This is a genomic window from Thermomicrobiales bacterium (assembly GCA_041390825.1).
Classification (GTDB): Bacteria; Chloroflexota; Chloroflexia; order Thermomicrobiales; family UBA6265; genus JAMLHN01.
This window is the reverse complement of the sequence record JAWKPF010000009.1, coordinates 1-18000: the sequence shown is the minus strand read 5'-3', so window position 1 is coordinate 18000 and position 18000 is coordinate 1. Positions and strand designations below refer to the sequence as shown.

18 protein-coding genes and 1 tRNA gene are annotated in these 18000 nt (G+C 61.5%); 10 read left to right on the top strand and 9 right to left on the bottom strand.

The genetic code is table 11. The features are described 5' to 3' along the window. Positions 1–6 precede the first annotated feature (6 nt). From R2855_05400 to R2855_05380, 5 genes are all read right to left on the bottom strand, one after another. Positions 7–1410: an MFS transporter gene (locus R2855_05400; protein ID MEZ4530450.1), complete on the bottom strand. Its 1404-nt coding sequence runs from the start codon at positions 1408–1410 to the stop codon at positions 7–9. Between the two features lie 155 nt (positions 1411–1565). Continuing rightward, entirely contained in the window at positions 1566–1997 is a 432-nt protein-coding gene (locus R2855_05395; protein MEZ4530449.1) for a hypothetical protein, read from the bottom strand. A 97-nt stretch (positions 1998–2094) separates the two neighbouring features. Beyond that, entirely contained in the window at positions 2095–3648 is a 1554-nt protein-coding gene (gene pruA / locus R2855_05390; GenBank protein MEZ4530448.1) for an L-glutamate gamma-semialdehyde dehydrogenase, read from the bottom strand. A gap of 267 nt (positions 3649–3915) precedes the next feature. Beyond that, a complete protein-coding gene (locus R2855_05385; GenBank protein MEZ4530447.1) occupies positions 3916–4569 on the bottom strand; it encodes a hypothetical protein in 654 nt (217 codons plus the stop codon). A 32-nt stretch (positions 4570–4601) separates the two neighbouring features. Continuing rightward, on the bottom strand, positions 4602–6128 hold the full coding sequence (locus R2855_05380; protein MEZ4530446.1) for an SH3 domain-containing protein: 1527 nt from the start codon (positions 6126–6128) through the stop codon (positions 4602–4604). A 312-nt stretch (positions 6129–6440) separates the two neighbouring features. Between R2855_05380 and R2855_05375 the strand changes: the two genes are divergently transcribed. The 10 genes from R2855_05375 (at position 6441) to dxr (ending at position 14957) form a co-directional block, all read left to right on the top strand. Then, the gene (locus R2855_05375) at positions 6441–7091 is read left to right on the top strand and encodes a polymer-forming cytoskeletal protein (GenBank protein ID MEZ4530445.1); all 651 of its coding nucleotides are present in this window, start codon (positions 6441–6443) and stop codon (positions 7089–7091) included. A gap of 63 nt (positions 7092–7154) precedes the next feature. Continuing rightward, positions 7155–7706: a polymer-forming cytoskeletal protein gene (locus R2855_05370; protein ID MEZ4530444.1), complete on the top strand. Its 552-nt coding sequence runs from the start codon at positions 7155–7157 to the stop codon at positions 7704–7706. 513 nt (positions 7707–8219) lie between these two features. Further along, complete coding sequence (locus R2855_05365; GenBank protein MEZ4530443.1) at positions 8220–8909, top strand: SH3 domain-containing protein; 690 nt, start codon at positions 8220–8222, stop codon at positions 8907–8909. A 259-nt stretch (positions 8910–9168) separates the two neighbouring features. Then, the gene (gene rpsB, locus R2855_05360) at positions 9169–10011 is read left to right on the top strand and encodes a 30S ribosomal protein S2 (protein ID MEZ4530442.1); all 843 of its coding nucleotides are present in this window, start codon (positions 9169–9171) and stop codon (positions 10009–10011) included. 104 nt (positions 10012–10115) lie between these two features. Continuing rightward, a complete protein-coding gene (gene tsf, locus R2855_05355) occupies positions 10116–10685 on the top strand; it encodes a translation elongation factor Ts (GenBank protein ID MEZ4530441.1) in 570 nt (189 codons plus the stop codon). A gap of 63 nt (positions 10686–10748) precedes the next feature. Next, positions 10749–11489 (top strand): UMP kinase, encoded by a 741-nt coding sequence (gene pyrH / locus R2855_05350; GenBank protein ID MEZ4530440.1) that lies wholly within the window; start codon positions 10749–10751, stop codon positions 11487–11489. Between the two features lie 54 nt (positions 11490–11543). Further along, positions 11544–12101: a ribosome recycling factor gene (gene frr, locus R2855_05345; protein MEZ4530439.1), complete on the top strand. Its 558-nt coding sequence runs from the start codon at positions 11544–11546 to the stop codon at positions 12099–12101. 5 nt (positions 12102–12106) lie between these two features. Then, positions 12107–12889: a polyprenyl diphosphate synthase gene (uppS, locus tag R2855_05340; GenBank protein ID MEZ4530438.1), complete on the top strand. Its 783-nt coding sequence runs from the start codon at positions 12107–12109 to the stop codon at positions 12887–12889. Next, positions 12886–13755, top strand: a complete 870-nt coding sequence (locus tag R2855_05335) for a phosphatidate cytidylyltransferase (GenBank protein ID MEZ4530437.1) — start codon at positions 12886–12888, stop codon at positions 13753–13755. The genes uppS and R2855_05335 overlap by 4 nt, the downstream gene beginning before the upstream one ends. Next, positions 13752–14957, top strand: coding sequence for a 1-deoxy-D-xylulose-5-phosphate reductoisomerase (dxr, locus tag R2855_05330; protein ID MEZ4530436.1), 1206 nt, complete (start codon positions 13752–13754; stop codon positions 14955–14957). The genes R2855_05335 and dxr overlap by 4 nt, the downstream gene beginning before the upstream one ends. On the opposite strand, the gene R2855_05325 is transcribed toward dxr, so the two are convergent. The 4 genes from R2855_05325 to R2855_05310 all read right to left on the bottom strand — a co-directional run bounded on the left by R2855_05325 (position 14926) and on the right by R2855_05310 (position 17864). Then, entirely contained in the window at positions 14926–15459 is a 534-nt protein-coding gene (locus R2855_05325) for a ComF family protein (GenBank protein ID MEZ4530435.1), read from the bottom strand. The genes dxr and R2855_05325 overlap by 32 nt on opposite strands. A 151-nt stretch (positions 15460–15610) precedes the next feature. Next, positions 15611–17053, bottom strand: a complete 1443-nt coding sequence (locus R2855_05320) for an amidohydrolase family protein (protein ID MEZ4530434.1) — start codon at positions 17051–17053, stop codon at positions 15611–15613. Between the two features lie 37 nt (positions 17054–17090). Beyond that, positions 17091–17720, bottom strand: coding sequence for a GNAT family N-acetyltransferase (locus tag R2855_05315; protein ID MEZ4530433.1), 630 nt, complete (start codon positions 17718–17720; stop codon positions 17091–17093). 69 nt (positions 17721–17789) lie between these two features. Next, a tRNA-Met gene (locus R2855_05310) sits at positions 17790–17864 on the bottom strand. Positions 17865–18000: the final 136 nt, after the last annotated feature.

Sequence of the window (18000 nt, the reverse complement as noted above, 5' to 3'; positions counted from 1 at the left end):
CCCGTCTCAGTGCGTATTGGATCCCGTGCGTGCCGATTCGCCAATTCGCCCGGAAATGACAATGGTCGTCACCAGGACAGCGCAAGCACCCAGCGCCAGCAGCTCGAATCCACGCGGCACGGCAACGTCGTCCATGCTGGTCGCAGAGATGATGGCGCCCCCGATCCCCGTCCCGAGCGCGATCCCCAGCGTGTTTCCAAGTTGTCCCGCGGAAATCGTCGCGCCCTCGCTGCCTTCCGGAGCGTCGTCGAGCACGGCGAGCATGAGTGTGGAGAAGGCCAGACCCATGCCCAAACCAGCAATCGCCCATGTGCCGAGAATGAGCAGGACGGGAACCTGAGTCACGATGACACCGAGCGTCAAGACGATCCCAACGGCAAGCAGTGCCAAACCGATGCGTAACAGAAGCGTGCGCGAGTGGGTCGCGGCCGTCCGATCGACGATCCAGGCGCCACTGGTCCACGTGACAGCGCTAGCCGTGAGCGGGAGACCAGACATCAGCGGCGTCTGGTGACGGATGTCGGTCAACGCCAGGGGGATGAAGAATTCGAACCCGAAGAACCCGAGCGGCAACAGGATGGCGCAGGCAACCGCAGCCGCGATTCCCGGTTTCGCGCGCAACGTGCCGGGCGGACTCAGCCGGCGAAACGCGGGCGTCAGTATCAGCAGCCCGGCCGTGCCCAAGCCTGCCAGGGCGATGAGATTGGAACGCCCCAGGCCCGCCAGCAAGAGCGCGGTACCGGTCGAGAGCAGTACGGCGTCCCGCAGACGGGAGAGATCGCGCGGCCCGCCCGCTGGGTGTTCGACACGACGAAGTGACGGAAAGGTGAGCGCACCGGCAATGAGCGGGAACGGGATCATCCCGAGAAACACCCACCGCCACCCGATCGTCTCCGCGACGAATCCGGCCACCGCCGGCCCCACCAAACCCGGCACGACCCAGGCGGATGACCACAACGCCATCAGGCGGGGGCGGACATCGGAATCGTAGGCGGTTCGCACGGCCGCGTACGCCACGGAAATCAACATGCCGCTCGCGAGGCCCTGCGCTAACCGCCCAAGGATCAGGACAGGCATGGACGGAGCCAGACCACCCACCAGCAGGCCCCCCGCAAACAACCCGATGCCCAGCACGAACGGAAACGCCATTCCTTGCCGGTCGATCTCTGTTCCTGCGACGACGATGCCGATCAGATTGGCCAGGGTGAAGGACGCCAGGATCCAGCCGTAGTAGTGGAGTCCACCGAGGTCGTCGACGGTTTCCGGGAGCACGGTGGCCACCGCAAGCGCTTCGAATGCACCGGCCACGATCGTGATCAGCAACCCTGTGGTGAGCTTGCCAAGCTTCGGACCCCAGATCGATTCTTGTTCGGTCGACGCGACAGCATCGACCGAGGGTTGATTCACCACGACGTTCGTTTCCCCGATGGATCAGCAGAGACGCCCGACTCCCCTCAGGTGGGCAGAGTAGATGCGGTGTCGAACGAAACCCGCCACCGATGCGCCCACTGCCTCGCACGCGATGCAACCGCGCCCGGCGTCGAACTGCTCGAGAGGCGGAGTTCCTATGATGGCCGCTCGACTGGCGGTAGCGCCTGCATGACGGCGGAATGCTTCATCACCAGGCCAGGATTCTCCTGCAAGAGCTGAGTGTATTCGGACTTGAACTGGTTTTCGCCCGGCGATGCCAGCAGGGAACGCGTCTCGGCATAGAGCGTCTCCACTTCTCCCGCAGTGATCGGCTCCTTGCTGGCCACCTTCTCATCGATTTGGACAATGAGGGTGGTCATCGGACCGATCCAGGCAAACGATGGATCAGTCGTTACCAGCCGAAAGAACTCGAACTCGTTCGCCACTGGGCCGACGTTGTGCTCGTAGCGTTTCCGCTCGACGTTGAGCAACTCCTTGTGCAGGTTGAGCAACGCCTCGCGGACCCTGAAAAGCTTGGCGCGCTCGTCAGCTGAGGCACGCGCTGTCATGTCTCGATCCTCACCCATGCCTCGACTCCCCTTTCGACTGTCGAAAGACCGGTAGCCACCGAGGGCTGCACGCGCGCGCGGCGCGTTGCAGCCCAAGTTCCCTGGTGGCTTCTGCCTACAGTTTCTCGCCGACAGCCTTTGCCTCGACAAAGTTCAGCAGATAGTCCGGACCGCCTGCTTTCGAATTGGTGCCACTCAGCTTGACTCCCGCGAAGGGATGGACGCCCATCATGGCTCCAGTCGACTTGCGGTTGAGATAGAGATTGCCAACCTCGAATTCTTCCCGGGCGCGTTCCAGATTGGCGCGGTTTCCGGAATAGACCGATCCGGTCAATCCGTATTCCGAGTCGTTCGCGACCTCGATCGCCTCGTCGAAGGAACCAACCTTCACGATGGTCAATACCGGACCGAAGATCTCTTCACAGGCGATGCGAGCGGAGCGTGGAGCATCCGCGAAGATGGTGGGAGGCACGTAGTACCCCTTGACGTCAGGGACTTCACCCTGGTACACGAGCTTGGCCTCTTTCTTGCCGATGTCGATGTACTTGTTGATCGAGTCGTATTGATTCTTGTCGACCACGGCGCCCATGGAGGCTTCGCCCTCGAGGCCACTGCCAACGGAAACGACTGCTTTCGTGCGCGCGACGACACCATCGACGACTTGATCGTAGACGTCTTCGTGCACCAGCACGCGCGAGCAGGCGGAGCACTTCTGACCCGAGAAACCAAATGCCGAGGTGACGATTCCCTCGACGGCGGCGTCGATGTCGGCCGAGCTATCGACGATGATCGCGTCCTTCCCGCCCATCTCGGCCGTGACCCGCTTGAGCCAGCGCTGTCCTTTCTGGACTTTCGCCGCCTTCTCGAAGATGTGCACGCCGACATCCTTCGAGCCGGTGAATCCGACGAAACGCACCCGCGGATCCTCGACCAACAGGTCGCCGATCTCAGAACCGGATCCGGCGACGAAGTTCACGACACCGCCAGGAACGCCGGCCTCCAACATGATCTCGACCATCTTGTATCCGATGACCGGGGTGTTCGTCGCGGGCTTGATGACCACGGTGTTGCCGACGGCAATCGGTCCCATGGTCATGCCGGTCAGAATGGCGCACGGGAAGTTCCAGGGCGGAATGACGATCCCGACACCGATCGGCTGATAGAAGTAGTCGGTCGCTTCGTTTGGCAAGTGGGCCAACTCGGCACGCTCGGTCAACTTGACCGCATGAGCCGCGTACCACTCGAGGAAGTCGACCGCTTCGGCCACTTCGCCTTCCGCTTCATCCCATGGCTTGTCCAGCTCATACACCATCCACGCGGCAAGCTCGAAGCGCTTGCGCCGCACGATGGCCGCCATGCGCAGCAAGACGCTGGCGCGACCGACCATGGAAAGCTTCCGCCACTCCTTGAACGCATCCTGGGCAGCGGCAATCGCATCGAGCGCGTCGTCTTTGGACGCCTTTGCCACCTTGCCGACGACCTGGTCGGTATTGCCAGGATTGGTGGATACGATCCAGTTGCCGGTCTCGCGTCGCTCTCCGCCAATGATCAACGGGTATTCGCGGCCGAGTTCCTTGCCAACCTTGGCCAATGCCGCCTGCATGGCGTCACGCACGGCTGGATCGGAAAAATCGGCGGATGGCTCGTTGGTAAACGTAGCCCGAAGCATGAAATGTGTCCTCTCGAGTTGTGCCGGATCGAATCGTTCGCCGAGGAACGAACTATAGTGTCCAATTTAGTCGAAAGTGCCTGATTCCATCGACCCGAGACCGCGGAATCGGGGTGAAGGCGGAGTCGGACGATTCCACGAAGATGGGCGATGCCGAGTCTGAGGTGAGTGCGACGCGCGCTCGGGGCCTACGTCACCTGCAGCCAGAGAGAATGACGAGTGTTCCCCGGTTTCAGGAGCTACCTCGGGGCACATCGCTCAAGGGCGTCAGGAAACCGATCTCGAGACGCCGGCGATCAATGCCCTGGCAGCTGAAAGCTCATCCAGATTGATCGTGTGGTCCATGCCAGGGTAGACACGAAAATCGACTACGCCGCCAAGCTGCGCCAGCACCTGGCCGGTAACCTCGAAGCGCTCGAGCGGAATATGGGGATCGGTGTCGCTGCAGCCGCCAAATATCGGCGTCCCGGCGAGAGAACCAGCGTACTTGCCTGGATCGACTGACTCACCAATCAATCCGCCAGAAAAGACCGCCAAGCCACCATATCGGCGCGGATAGCGCGCGACGAACTCCGAGACGAGACACGCGCCCTGAGAGAACCCGAGCAACACCGCGTTCTCGGCCGGGATGCCGTTATCCTCCAGGTGCTGCAAGAGACCGCCAACCACAGAGATGGCTGAGTCGAGGAACGGCTGGTTTTGCTCGATGGGCATCAGGAAGCTATACGGGTACCACGTATGGCTGGCCGCATCGGGCGCCAACCACGCCACACCCGGGAGATCGATCGCCCGTGCCAGGCCAATGATGTCGGCGGCGTTGGCACCCCGACCGTGAACGGCAATTACCGCGCTGGAAGCGTTCTCCACGCTGGCTCCAGCGCGGAGCACCTGCTGACCCGCATGCGGTCCCACCGGAATCATGCTTGCCTCCCCCTGCTAGCGGCGCGGAGCCGCTATTCCCAAGACTGGAGCGAGGCGATGAAATCGTCCAGCGTTCCGTTGCCGTTGACATTGATACGGAGAATATGCCAGCGGTCGATGGAAGTGTCCAGCGGTTGGGGACCGCCTGAGACATCGAAGGCCATCAAGTAGCCTGCTTCGATGACCGCGTACTGCGTCATGCCAGAGTACGCGCCAAAGGGATACGCAAAACAGGTGATCTCATTGCCCAGAATCTCTTCCAGGAACTCCTTGTTCGCGCTGATTTCATAGAGTTGCTCATCGTAGGAGAGCGTGCTGAGATTCGGGTGGCTCACGGAATGCCCACAAACCTCACCGGCGCGATCCAGGGTGCGGATCTCCGACGGCGTGAGTTGAACGTAGTTCGGCAGAGAAAAGACCCCCTGGAAGCCATAGCGCTCGAGCAGCTCCAGGAAGTACCAATCGGTGAAATTCCCATCGTCGATGGTGATCATCACCGGCTTCTCAGGCAAGGGAATACCGTAGGTCATCCAGGCAATGATCTCGGCACTGGTGACCGATTCGTAGCCGTTCTGCGAGAGCCATGCGAGCTGCTCCTCGAGCTGGCCAGCAGTGACCTGATACTCTGCCCCATTCTCCTGGATGCTGTGATACATCAACACCGGCAAGTCAGGCGGAGTGGAGGAAGGCACAGACGCCAACCGCAGGTAGTCGCCGGCAACCCATCCCTTCTTACCATTGAGATCAGCTTCCAGGAATTCCCCCTGTTGATTGCCAGTGAGGGTCAATCTGGAATTGTCTGGAACGACTTCGACTTTCTGCGAGGTGGACGACGGTTCGGCTCGAAGCACGATCTCCGCGTCGGCGATGACGACCGTACCGGCGACGAGCGGCGACATTCCGGCTGCAACGGCCGCGGACATGATCTCGGTCTGGCGCAGCTCGTCGCCCTCTGGTTCAGGACCGCGATCGACGTAAACCGACCGTACCCAACCCAGCTCGTCGCCGACCTTGATCTTTTCGTACGCCCCGCTGATCTCACCGGTTGCTTCCACCTGCGTGCCCGCATCCACGACGCGCAACGCATCGTGATCGGTGCTGGGTCCAGTTCGCAGGTTGACCGATTCGACCAGCGTCGCCATTCCCTCGGGAAGCAGCTTGCTTTCATCGAAGTTGGCAGCCGCCGCGGGCTCGGTGCGCATTTCCAGCTGGATGAGCTCGGTAGACACCCAGCCGGCATTCTCGCCATAAACCACCGGGTAATACCCTGCTTCAGCATCTCCACTGACGGTCAGGGCAGCCTCAGGCGGAACGATTGCCAGAATCGTGGATGTGGTTACCGGGCCGGTCCGCAGATTGAGGTAGCTGGTGGACATGCCGGCCGTAGCAGCCTGCGCAGCGGGAACACCCAATGCCTCGATCGCGAGGAGAGAGGAGAGCACAAAGCTCCAGGCCAACAGCACACGTCGAAAGACGGAGTGTTGCGGACGGAAGAGCATCATACGGGGGATCGCTTCCAGCGGGTAAAAACTGAAATGCCGATTCGTTCGAATCCGCATTCCTTCGAGTGCTTTCCTTTATCTTCTCACAGGTTTTTCCCGTTTTCCATAGCCTGGGAGTCAACACAACGATTGCTGGGAGCGATTTCCGGAGATTCGCTTCGGTTCGGGTAACCCCACGCTGGCATCGTACGTTACTGATGTATCGAACGTACGATGTTGCGTGCTACAATGTACGTACACATTGCATGCGCGACTCGCGGTCGATGTGTCGATCGAACGTCTCCAGTCGATTCCGGCTACGTTGCAGCGCCGGGGAAACTCGACTGGTCGTGGCGTCACAGTGCGGCTTCGGCCGTTGGGGGTCAAGAGATGGTTTTTCGCAAGGACCGAGCGGGAGATTCCTTCCAGCGGCAGATCAGCGCGCTCCGGCAGCAATTGGGCAGCGGCGAGTTCGATGAGGTCGAGGAGGAGATCATTGTCGACACGCCCGGCGGTGTGGAGGCTGCCTACGTTTCGGCGCGGAACTATGAGGCTCCGTCGCAGTACGAGCGAGAGCGCTACGCCTATCAGCAACCCGTCACCGAGATCGTGGAAACCGTTCCGACGAACGATCCCCCTATTCCTTCTCTGCCTGCTGTCGATGGCCAGACGACCGTGTTGAGCCCGAATGCTTCCTGGAAGGGCGAGATCGTTGCCGAGGGCTCTATGCACATTCTCGGCACGTTCGAGGGCAACATCCGCGTGCGAGACGATCTCTTCATCCTCGATGACGCAAACGTCGACGCCACGATCGCAGCCGGAACCGTGACGGTTTCGGGCAAATACAGCGGCGCCCTGAACTGCAGCACACGTCTCGAGGTGCTTCCGACTGGGCGCGTTCGTGGAGAGATCTACGCGCCTGCGCTGGTCGTGCACCATGGCGCAATCATCAACGGAAATGTCCGCATGACCCAATCCAGTAGCGCCGAACAGCCGATCCCCGCGGCGGTCCACCGGCGCAGCCATCGCGGCACAGCCTAGCGATGCAGTTCGTTCACCAGAAAGTCACCACCACGTCGCAACCGACCGGGGGAGTTAATTGAGATGTCGTTTCGCTCTTCGGTGCTCGATCCCAATCAGGCACAGTCCGGATTTGGCGACCAGGACTCGTTCAGTGTCATCGACCGGTTCTCCCGGTTCGATGGCGACTTTGTCGCCGAGCGAGATCTGCGGGTCGAAGGCAATGTGAAGGGTTCGATCGAGTGCCATGGCACGCTCTACGTGGCCGAAGGAGCCATCGTCGCGGCCAAGGTGACTGCGGAGAACATCACCGTCGCTGGCGATCTTTCCGGCGAGACGCGTTGCCGCGGCAAGTTGCACCTGCTCCCCACCGGGCGTGTACGCGGCCGAGTCAGCACCGCGGGACTGGTCATCACCGAGGGGGCAATCTACGAGGGCGAACTTGCAATGGCGGACGACGCTCAAGCCATTGCGGCGCCCCAACGACCGACGGTGGTGCCGGCGCAAACCAGCACGCCGCAACCGGAGACGACTCCAGACGAACCAGCTGTCGCGCCCAGCACCTTCATTCGCCGGCTGGGTGGCCCCGAGACTCCATGGGACCCCGATCAGGACACAGATTCGAGCGATTCATAGCGCCACCCATCAAGGGTCCGGCAGAATTCGGCCGAGCACAGGATTGTAGGTTCCCACCGTACAATCCTGACGTTCCAACCGATCAACTCGTCAGAATGCCGTGCTATACTCGCGGCGTCGGGAACGCTTGCTCAGTGCGCGGTTTCGCACGCACGGATCAGGCGCCTCGATTGATTCGCAGTTTCATGCTTGCCACGACGTTGGAGAATTCGACCGCAGCCGAGCGTCCCGCATTGGCTCGCAATGGATGACCGAATCTGTGGAACTTGCCGGCATTTCGAGTGGGCGACACAAACGGGGTGCGGCTGGTGCCGCAACCCACGCCTCTACACTGCCGGTCAGAGCCAGCCTGTCTCCGAGTTCGAGCTCTCTTGCGCTTCACGGCAAGGCGACTTCTGGGAAGCCAGTGACGATGATTTTGCCGCCCGTCCAATGGACGCGGCGGAACCGGAGTCAACGGTCGACCGTTCATTGGAGTACGATCAGCATGAGGTTCTGTCGGGAGGTAGTCAGATGAGAGGCTCCAGCGCGGATCAGCCACGTCCGTCCGACGACCCAATGTACCCGCAATCGTCCGACGCTCCCCCACCCCGCAGCAGTCGCAGCGCTGGATCGTCCGGCGGCGGCGATCGCCCGAGCAGTTATCAAACCGAAGAGCGCTATTGGACCGATTACTTGCGAATCGCGTTGCCGATTGCAGGCCTGCTGCTATTGCTCAGCGTTTTCTGGTACTGGGCGAGCTCGTTCATCGGTGATGACGACAGCGGCACACAGACACCGGTGGTGGCAGTCAATGTCACACCGCAAGATCAGCCGACCTTCACTCCAACCCTGGCCGATGCGATCCAACTGACGCCAGTGAACCCAACCGCCACCTCGGCGGTGCCTGCCGAGCCGACCCAGCCACCGGCGCAGCCCACGCAGGCCCCGGCTGAGCCCACCCAGGCCCAGGCCGAGCCGACGACCGCAACAACGACCGGCGCGTTCAACGAAGGCGATCTTGTGGTCGTCAATGACAACGACGTCAATATGCGGGCCGATGCATCGACCTCCGCCGACATCGTCGACACCCTATCTCAGGGCGCGGAGCTCCGTGTTCTCAGCGGAACCCCAACAGAAGCCGAGGGATATACCTGGTGGAACGTCAGCGATGATGCGCTGGGCGTCACCGGTTGGGTTGCAGGGGACTTCCTCGAGAAGTAGCTGATTCGAATCAGCCCAGAGCGCATATTCAACGGCCCGCCGAACGCGGGCCGCTTTCGTTTCTTCCCTATTCCCGCATGCTTCGCTGCTTCGGTCGGCATGCGCGACACGCGTTATACTTTCAGGCGGCCCGGCAGTTGCCGGGTCTTTATCTGGCAGGCGTCAGGATTCAGTCCGGCGTGCCGGCATCGAACGGGGGTGCCGGTCCGGGTTGGAGATGAGTGGCGTCGGTGACCCAACGATTTCAAAGGAGGACCCCGTGGTAGCTTCTCTCCCAGATACGCCCGATAAGGTGATGCAGCAGATGCTGCAGGCGGGCGTTCACTTCGGACACCAGGCCAAGCGCTGGAACCCGAAGATGAAGCCGTACATTCACTCGCAGCGCAACGGCATCCATGTCATCGACCTGGATCAAACCCTCGGGTTCCTCGGCACTGCGCTCGAGTTTGTCAAAGAGACCACCGCAAATGGCGGCAAGATTCTCTTTGTCGGCACCAAGAAGCAGGCGCAAGAGGTCATTGCGCTCGAAGCGGCCCGCTCGAACCAGTACTACATCAATCGGCGCTGGCTGGGCGGCACACTGACCAACTTCACCACCATCCGCGGCCGACTGAAGCTGATGAAGGACATCGAGCGCCAGGAAGAGCGCGGCGATCTGGAGCTTCTGCCCAAGCAGGAAGCCGCCAATCTGCGCGGTGAGCTCGAGCGATTGCAGCGGACCCTTGGCGGCATGCGCGACATGACCCAGCTGCCGGCGGCGCTCTTCGTGATCGACCCCAAGCGTGAACACCTCGCCATGGCGGAAGCCCAGAAGCTCAAGATTCCCGTCATCGCGATTACCGACACGAACGCGAACCCGGATCAGGTCGACTACATCATCCCCGGCAACGACGACGCCATTCGCGCCGTTCGCCTGCTGACCGGAATGATCGCCGACGCGGCGATTCAAGGCTCGATGATGAATCAGGCCTATCGTGCCGACGAAGCGTACGCCGCCGAAGCCGAGCTGGCCGATGAGCCGGGCGTGCTCGATGCGGATCTCTTCGTCGCAGGTGACGTCGAAGACGCGGTCGACGACGCGGTCGAAGACTTCACTTCCTAGCGATTCTGCTGTCCAGGGTCCGGGAGCCAGTGTCCAGTGCTGGCTCCCGGATGCTGCTGGACACTGGACCCTGATCACTGGACCACGAAAAGAATGAGAGAGGAATGAGCGCAACAACGATTAGTGCGGCCCAGGTAAAGGAGCTGCGCGATTTGACCGGCGCGGGCATCATGGAATGCAAGCGCGCCCTCACCGAGACCGGTGGCGACATCAAGAAGGCCGAAGCCATCATCGTCCAGCAGGGGCTGGCCAAGGCAGACAAGAAGTCCGGCCGCAATGCCAGCGAAGGCGTAATCGAGCCATATATCCACGGTGGCCGCATTGGCTCGCTGGTCGAGATCAACTGCGAGACCGACTTCGTCGCTCGCACCGATGATTTCAAGACGCTTGCGCACGACATTGCGATGCAGGTCGCCGCGATGAACCCGCGCTTCGTTACTGAAGACGAGATCAGCGACGCGGAATGGGCACAGCTGGAGGAAGAATTCGGCAGCCGGAAGAACGCGGTTGCCGCGGTCGTGCTCGTCGAGCAGCCATTCATCAAGGATGCCAAGGTCAAGATCGGTGATCTTGTCCGCGCGCAGATCGGCAAACTGGGCGAGAACATTGTCATTCGCCGCTTCGCCCGCTTCGAGGTCGGCGCCGATCTTCCAGCCGCGAGCGAAACCGAGTAACCCACGCCAACCACCCGGGAAGGGGTTGGGCCAACAGCGCATCGCCGCAAAGGAGCAACGCACATGAGTGAACAACATGCGCGAGTGTTGCTGAAGCTCAGCGGCGAAGCGCTGATGGGCGACGGACACTCCGGCATCGATCCAGCGGTCGTGCGGTCGCTGGCGCAGCAAATCAAGAAAGTTGCCGACAAGCAGGTGCAGGTGGCCGTCGTCATCGGCGGCGGCAACATTTGGCGGGGAATCTCCGCCAGCACCACAGGCATGGATCGTTCCACGGCTGACTATATGGGGATGGTCGCCACGGTGTTGAACGGTCTAGCGCTCCAGGAAGCATCTGAGCGCGCTGGGGTGCCAACCCGGGTTATGACCGCCATCGAAATGCACGAGGTGGCCGAACCCTACATCCGGCGGCGCGCCATTCGACACATGGAAAAAGGGCGCGTCGTCATTCTGGCAGCCGGTACCGGCAACCCCTATTTCACCACGGACACTGCCGCGGCCTTGCGCGCGCTCGAACTGAACTGCGACATCCTGCTCATGGCCAAAAACGGGATCGATGGGGTGTACGATTCCGATCCCCGCGTCAATCCGAATGCGCGGCGCTATGAGCGAGTCTCCCACCAGGAAGCGATCGAGAAGAACCTGCGCGTGATGGATGCCGCTGCGCTGTCGCTCTGCCGGGAAAACAATGTGCCGATCCTGGTTTTCGATATCCGCGATGACAACGCCATCGAGCGGGCGGTCTCCGGAGACCACGTAGGCACCCTCGTGACCGCCGGTGAATCACGTTTCGCCACGGACTGATTCATCGTCGAGCCCGGTTGCGGGTAGAATCGACCCAACAGAAGGGGCTTCAAGATGATCAATGACACGCTCGCCGATGCCGAGAGTCGGATGGCCAAGTCGCTCGAAGCGCTGCACCGCGATCTGAATACGATCCGCACCGGCCGCGCATCCCCCGCGTTGCTCGACCGCATTTCGGTCGACTACTACGGCACCCCAACACCACTCAACCAGATGGCGAACATTTCCGCGCCAGAAGCGCGCCTGCTCGTCATCCAACCGTGGGACAAAGGCGTGATTCCTGACATCGAGCGCGCGCTCCAGAAATCGGATATCGGCATCACCCCGTCGAATGACGGCGTTGTCATCCGGTTGGCGATCCCGCAACTCACCGAAGACCGGCGCAAACAGCTCGTCAAGCAGGTGCACACGCAAGTCGAAGAGTGCAAGGTTGCGATTCGCAATGTGCGGCGCGATTCGATGTCTGACGTGCGCGAACTGATGTCCAGCAAGCTGGTCTCGGAAGACGACGAGCGCCGCGCCGAGCAGAAACTCGACGAACTGACCAAGAAATTCGTCGAGGAAGCGGACAAGATCGGCAAGGTCAAGGAACACGAAGTCCTGGAGGTCTAGGGTCTGTGGCATCGATCCGCGAGCGTCCGGGAGAACTCTCGGAACTCGTTGCTCCAGAGCCAACGCTCAACGTGCCGCAACACGTTGCCATCATCATGGATGGCAACGGTCGCTGGGCGGCGAGTCGCGGGTTGCCTCGCCTGGCAGGTCATGAGCAGGGGACATCCAATATTCGGCGCATCACCGAAGCCGCCGGTCAACTTGGCATCCGCTATCTGACACTCTGGGCATTTTCGACCGAGAACTGGAGCCGTCCGGCCGAGGAAGTCAGTGGGATCGTTCGTATCCTGGGCGAAACCCTCGACCGAGAACTGGATGAGCTGCACCGCCAGGGCGCCCAGCTCCGGCACATCGGCAGTCTGGACGGTCTCCCTGCGCCATTGAGGCAGGCAGTGCTGGACGCAATCGAGCTCACGCGCAACAACGACCGGCTGGTGCTTACGCTCGCATTCGACTACGGGGGACGTCAGGAACTGATCGACGCCATTCGCCGCATGATGGCCGACGGCGTGTCCCCCGAGCTGATCGACGACGAGACCATCGGGCGATACCTTTTCACCAGCGATCTGCCGGATCCCGATCTGATCATCCGCACCTCCGGCGAGTATCGCTTGAGCAACTTCCTGGTCTGGCAATCTGCGTATTCTGAGCTCTATTTCAGCCCGGTGCTTTGGCCCGAGTTTGGGCCGGAGGACCTGGAAGACGCGGTTCGGGATTTCAGCCGACGGGAGCGAAGGTTTGGCAACATCTCCGCTGAGGCGGCGCGTGTGACACGGGAGAGGGCATGAAGACACGATCGATCTCGGCCATTGGAGTGGTGTTGGTTGGCATCATTCCGGCGCTCTTTGGCGGACCTGTCTGGGCGCTCACATTTGCGGCCATCTGCATGATTGCCTTCATCGAGTTTCATGGTCTGGCGAGCAACATCTCGGGCCGCATTCCCAAAGTTGGGCTGATTCTCATTCCGTGTTTCGCGGCTATTCCGTTCACCAACAACGAAGAGCGGTTGGCGATGGGGTTGGTCGCGCTTGCCGTCTTCTTGCCGCTCATGAGCGCCACTCGGCGAAAGAATCTGGCTGGGGCTACGACCGACTGGTCGCTTTCCGCCGCCGGGACCCTCTACCTGGGCGCGGCCGCGTTCGGCGCCGTGGCGTTGCGGCAGATCGATGGCGCCGTTTCCCGAGAGTGGCTGACGAATCTCGATTCCAGTCTCTCGCTTGCCTGGGCGAACCATCCCCGCGGACTCGCCTGGGTCATCACGGTCATCCTCTGCACCTGGCTGGCCGATACGCTTGCCTACATGGCTGGAAGCAAGATCGGCCGGCGCAAGCTCTCCCCTGTCGTTTCTCCGAACAAGACCAAAGAAGGGTTCGGCGCCGGTATGGTGGCGGCCGCTATCACTGGGGTCGTCTGCTTCTGGGGTTTCGGCCTGACACCTCACTGGCTGTGGGGACTGCTTTTCGGCGCCATCATCGCCTGGATCGGGTTGTACGGTGATCTGGCCGAATCGGTCCTCAAACGTGACGCCGGCGTGAAGGACAGCAGCGATCTGATTCCCGGTCATGGCGGCTTCCTCGATCGGATCGATGCGCTCATCTTCACGTTTGTTGCGGGTTGGTTCCTCGCGCTCGCGTTCGACTGCTGGCTCCTATGAGTGAAGCCGATCGAGCCGCTGGCCGGGCGCGCACCGGAGTTGCGCTGATCGGGTCGACCGGTTCGATCGGCACCCAAACACTCGATGTCCTGAGCCAATTTCCGAATCGGTTCGATCTCGTCACCATTGCCGCCGGGAGCAATCTCGAGCTGTTGGCCGATCAGGTCGATCGATTCGCGCCGGTTCTGGCGGTCCATAACGCCCCGCACACCGCGTTACCGCGGCAACGGCCCGGCACGCGGTACGATCGCGGTGAACCAGCACTGATCGAGGCCGTGACGCATCCTGATGTCGATATCGTCATCATCGCGAGTGCGGGACACGCGGCACTCCGGCCAGCGTACGAGGCAATCCTTGCAGGGAAAGCGATCGCCCTGGCGAACAAAGAACTTATCGTTTGCGCAGGGCAGATCATCATGCCACTTGTGCGCGAGCGTGGAGTATCGCTACGTCCGATCGATAGCGAGCACAGCGCCATCTGGCAATCTCTGGGCCAGGCGCGAACGCACGAAATCAGCCGACTGGTGTTGACGGCCTCGGGTGGCCCGTTCCGTGCTACCCCGCTCGACCAGCTCGACTCGATGACGGTGGCCGATGCGCTCAACCATCCCACATGGGCAATGGGAGACAAGATCACCATCGACTCTGCCACGATGGCGAACAAGGGACTGGAGCTGATCGAAGCGCGCTGGTTGTTCGATGTCGAACCAGATCGCATCGAAGCAATGATCCACCCGCAAAGCATCATTCATTCGCTGGTGGAATTCGTCGATGGGAGCCAGATAGCGCAAATGAGCTGGCCGAACATGCGATTGCCGATTCAGCTCGCGCTCACCTACCCTGACCGATTGCCGAGTGTGCACCGCACCCTGAATCTGGCGTCGGTTGGATCATTGGAGTTTGGTCCGCTGGACGATGCGCGCTTCCCTGCATTTCGGTTGGCGCGAGAGGCCATCATGGCCGGTGGGTCGTATCCCACCGCCTACAGCATCGCCGACGAACTGGCCGTGGCGGCGTTCCTCCGCGGCGAAATCCGGTTCACCGATATCGCGCGAGCACTCGCTATCACTTTGGAACGACACGATTCGGTGGATGTTTCGTCGCTCGACAACGTCCTGCAGGCGGTCGACCAGGAGCACATTCGCGCAACCGAGACGCTGCGATCGCTTGCTACAGGCCGTGGGCAATCGCCAGCGCGCTGATCGAGCGAACCCCGCTTCGCCGCAACGTCCGGGCACACTCGGAGAGGGTCGATCCAGTCGTCGCCACATCGTCGATCAACACGACGGCGTCGGGCAGCACGATCCCCGGACGAACAACGAACGCATCGATCAAGTTCATCGAGCGTTCAGCGGCGCTCAGACCGACCTGCGTACGAGTTTCCCGGTCCTTGGCGAGCGCAGCGACCACCGGCTGCCGGGTCTGTTTGCCGAGTGCGTGCGCCAAAATGGCCACCTGGTCGTAGCCGCGCTGGCGCTTGCGCTTGACGTGCATCGGGACCGGTACGAGCACCACATCAGGTCCAATCGAAGCGCATTCCGAGGCGAGCAATGCGGCAAGCGATGGAGCGCGGGCGGTCTCGCCACCGAATTTGAAACTGTGGACTGCATGACGCAGCCAACCATCGTACGGACCTGCCACCCAGAGCCGGTCGACATCGGCAGGAAGATCGCGGCAGTCGCACGCGGTCCCATGCTGCGGCATGCTGCAGATGGGGCACCGTGGCTCGCTGAACAGTGGCGTTGCGAGCAGGCACTCGCTGCACACCCATCGCCCACGCAATCCGCAGCCGGAGCATCGCGGCGGATAGGCAACCTCCACGATGTTCGTCAAGACGTCACGCAGTCGCGCTCCGCTAAATGAAGCCACGCTGCGTCAACTGAGCAATCGGCAAACAGGCAACAACCGGATCGGCCGAAAGCCGCTCCTCGAAGCGATTGGCCGCGGCCTGGGCATCCCGCAAGATCGCGTGCTCGTCGATACGGGTAAAGACGCCATCCCGATAGATGACGCGTCCGGCCACCATCGTCATGCGAACGTTCTTGCCGGTTTCGGCATAGACGAGGTTGGCGGCAATGTTTCGGGCGGGATGAAGCACCACCGGCGCCATGGGCGGCTTCGTGAGGTCGATCATGATGAGATCGGCCTCCTTGCCGACTTCCAGTGTTCCAACCTTCTGATCGACGCCAAGCACCTGCGCGCCACCGATAGTGGCCATTCGCAACACCTGCCACGCCGGCAGCGGTAACGGGCTGCCAGCCGCTATCTTGGCAAACATCGCGGTCGAGCGCATCTCAGCAAAGATGTTGTGGGAGTTGTTGCCAGCTGCCTGATCCGACCCAAGACCCACGACACCGCCCAGCGAGGCGAAGTGCGCAGCCGGCGGGACGATGCCATCGATCGTGCCAATCGAATTCGTGCAGCACGCCATGGGCGCTCCACGTCGCGCCACCAACTCGATCTCTTCTGGTTCCGCAAAACAGAGATGCGTCGAAATCGTTCCTTCGTCCAGCACCCCAATGGAATCGAGAAATGGAATGGCCCGCATCCCGTAGCGTTGCATGGTGGAGTTGTTCTCCCGAGGGTCCTGCGAGACATGCAAGTGAATCTTCGTGCCCCGCTTGCGGGCTTCCTCCTTCGCCCGCAACAGCAACTCCCTGGACACCATATCGGCCGCAATTGGACCCAGCACGTTCGTGATACGGCCTTCGTCGGTTCCATTCCAGCGGTCGTAGACCGCCAGTTCGTTCTCGAACTCAGCCTCGCCGACGGCAGGATCGAGAAACGCAGGGTCACCGGGCTTCCATCCCTGCTCCATCCAGCGCTCCCGTTGCGACCAGTCGATTTCAGTGATCCCCTGGCACAAGACCGCCCGATTGCCCATTGCTTCGTGCATCGCGGCAATTTCCATCATTGGCGCTTCATAGTCGCCGAACGTGGTCGTACCGTTGCTCACGCCTTCCATCAATGCCAGTGCGGAGAAGAGCGCCGCGTCTTCGTCCGCGATGTGACGCACCATGGGGCCATAGGCGCTCCCCATCCAGGCTTCGACTTCCTGCGCCAGTCCTCGCGCCACCGTGGCTGATGAGTGCATATGCACATCGATCAGGCCAGGCATGACCAGGCAACCGGTGGCGTCGATGATCTGGGCAGGGCGGTCGACCTTGGCAACATCTTCTTCCGGCCCAACCGCCACAATCTCACGTCCCTTGATGGCCACAGCGCCATGCGGGACGAACCCCACGCCCTCACCAGTCATGGTGAACAGGTGCCCCCCACGGATCAGCACGTCGTACACTGGAACTCCTTCGCTTCCGCACTCGCTTCGTCGATGACTATTCTGCCTGTTCTGTGGTCTGGTCGGGCTCCGGGCAACCGAGCTCACGATACATGGCGGTGCTCGACCGAAATCCCATCCAACGGGCTGGAAACGGGAGCGTCCTGGTCTCACGATCCACAAATCCATGTCGCAAGTAGAGGCGACGAGCATCCGGATTGGTGTCCACCACATCGAGCTCGACACCCGATGCCCCAATCGAGCATCCGAGCTGGAACACCGCATCGATGAGCCCGGAACCGACTCCGCGCCCACGCATGTGGTCATCGACGGCGATCAGATCGATACGAATGGTTCCATCCTCGACGTGGCTGTCGAGCAGTTGCAAGAGAACTGCGGCACGAACCGCACCGAAACCCAATTCCTTCCAAAGAAGACCACCGGTGATACCATCGAATGCCGCGCCACCGCGGGACCTGAGTCCTACGACACCAACCAAACAGCCGTCCGCAAACGCGCCAACGACCGAGTCCAGCCGCAATCCCGATTCCAACACGCGTCGCCGTCGCTCTCCGCCAGGAATCGCGAAGCCAAGCTTGCGTGCGAAGGCCTCGTCGATGAGCTCGACGGCCTTTTTTCGGTCTTGCTCGGTGATGCCGACGCAGTACGTTATCGATGGCATATCCATCTACGGGGCTCCAGGTCTGAGGCGCCAGACAACGCAAACGGCCGACGCATGTGCGCCGGCCGAATCACTTGGTGGCGGGGGGGGGATTCGAACCCCCGACCTTTGGGTTATGAGCCCAACGAGCTACCGCTGCTCCACCCCGCGTCACGCTATTCAATTGTACCTGCAATTCCCGAATGGGAGCCGATCTGGGGGGCTCGCAGCGGCCTCGCCTCCCGTGGGGCGACCCCACAGTACTCTCCGGCGCTGCGGTGGGTCACGACCGGGTTCGGGATGGGAC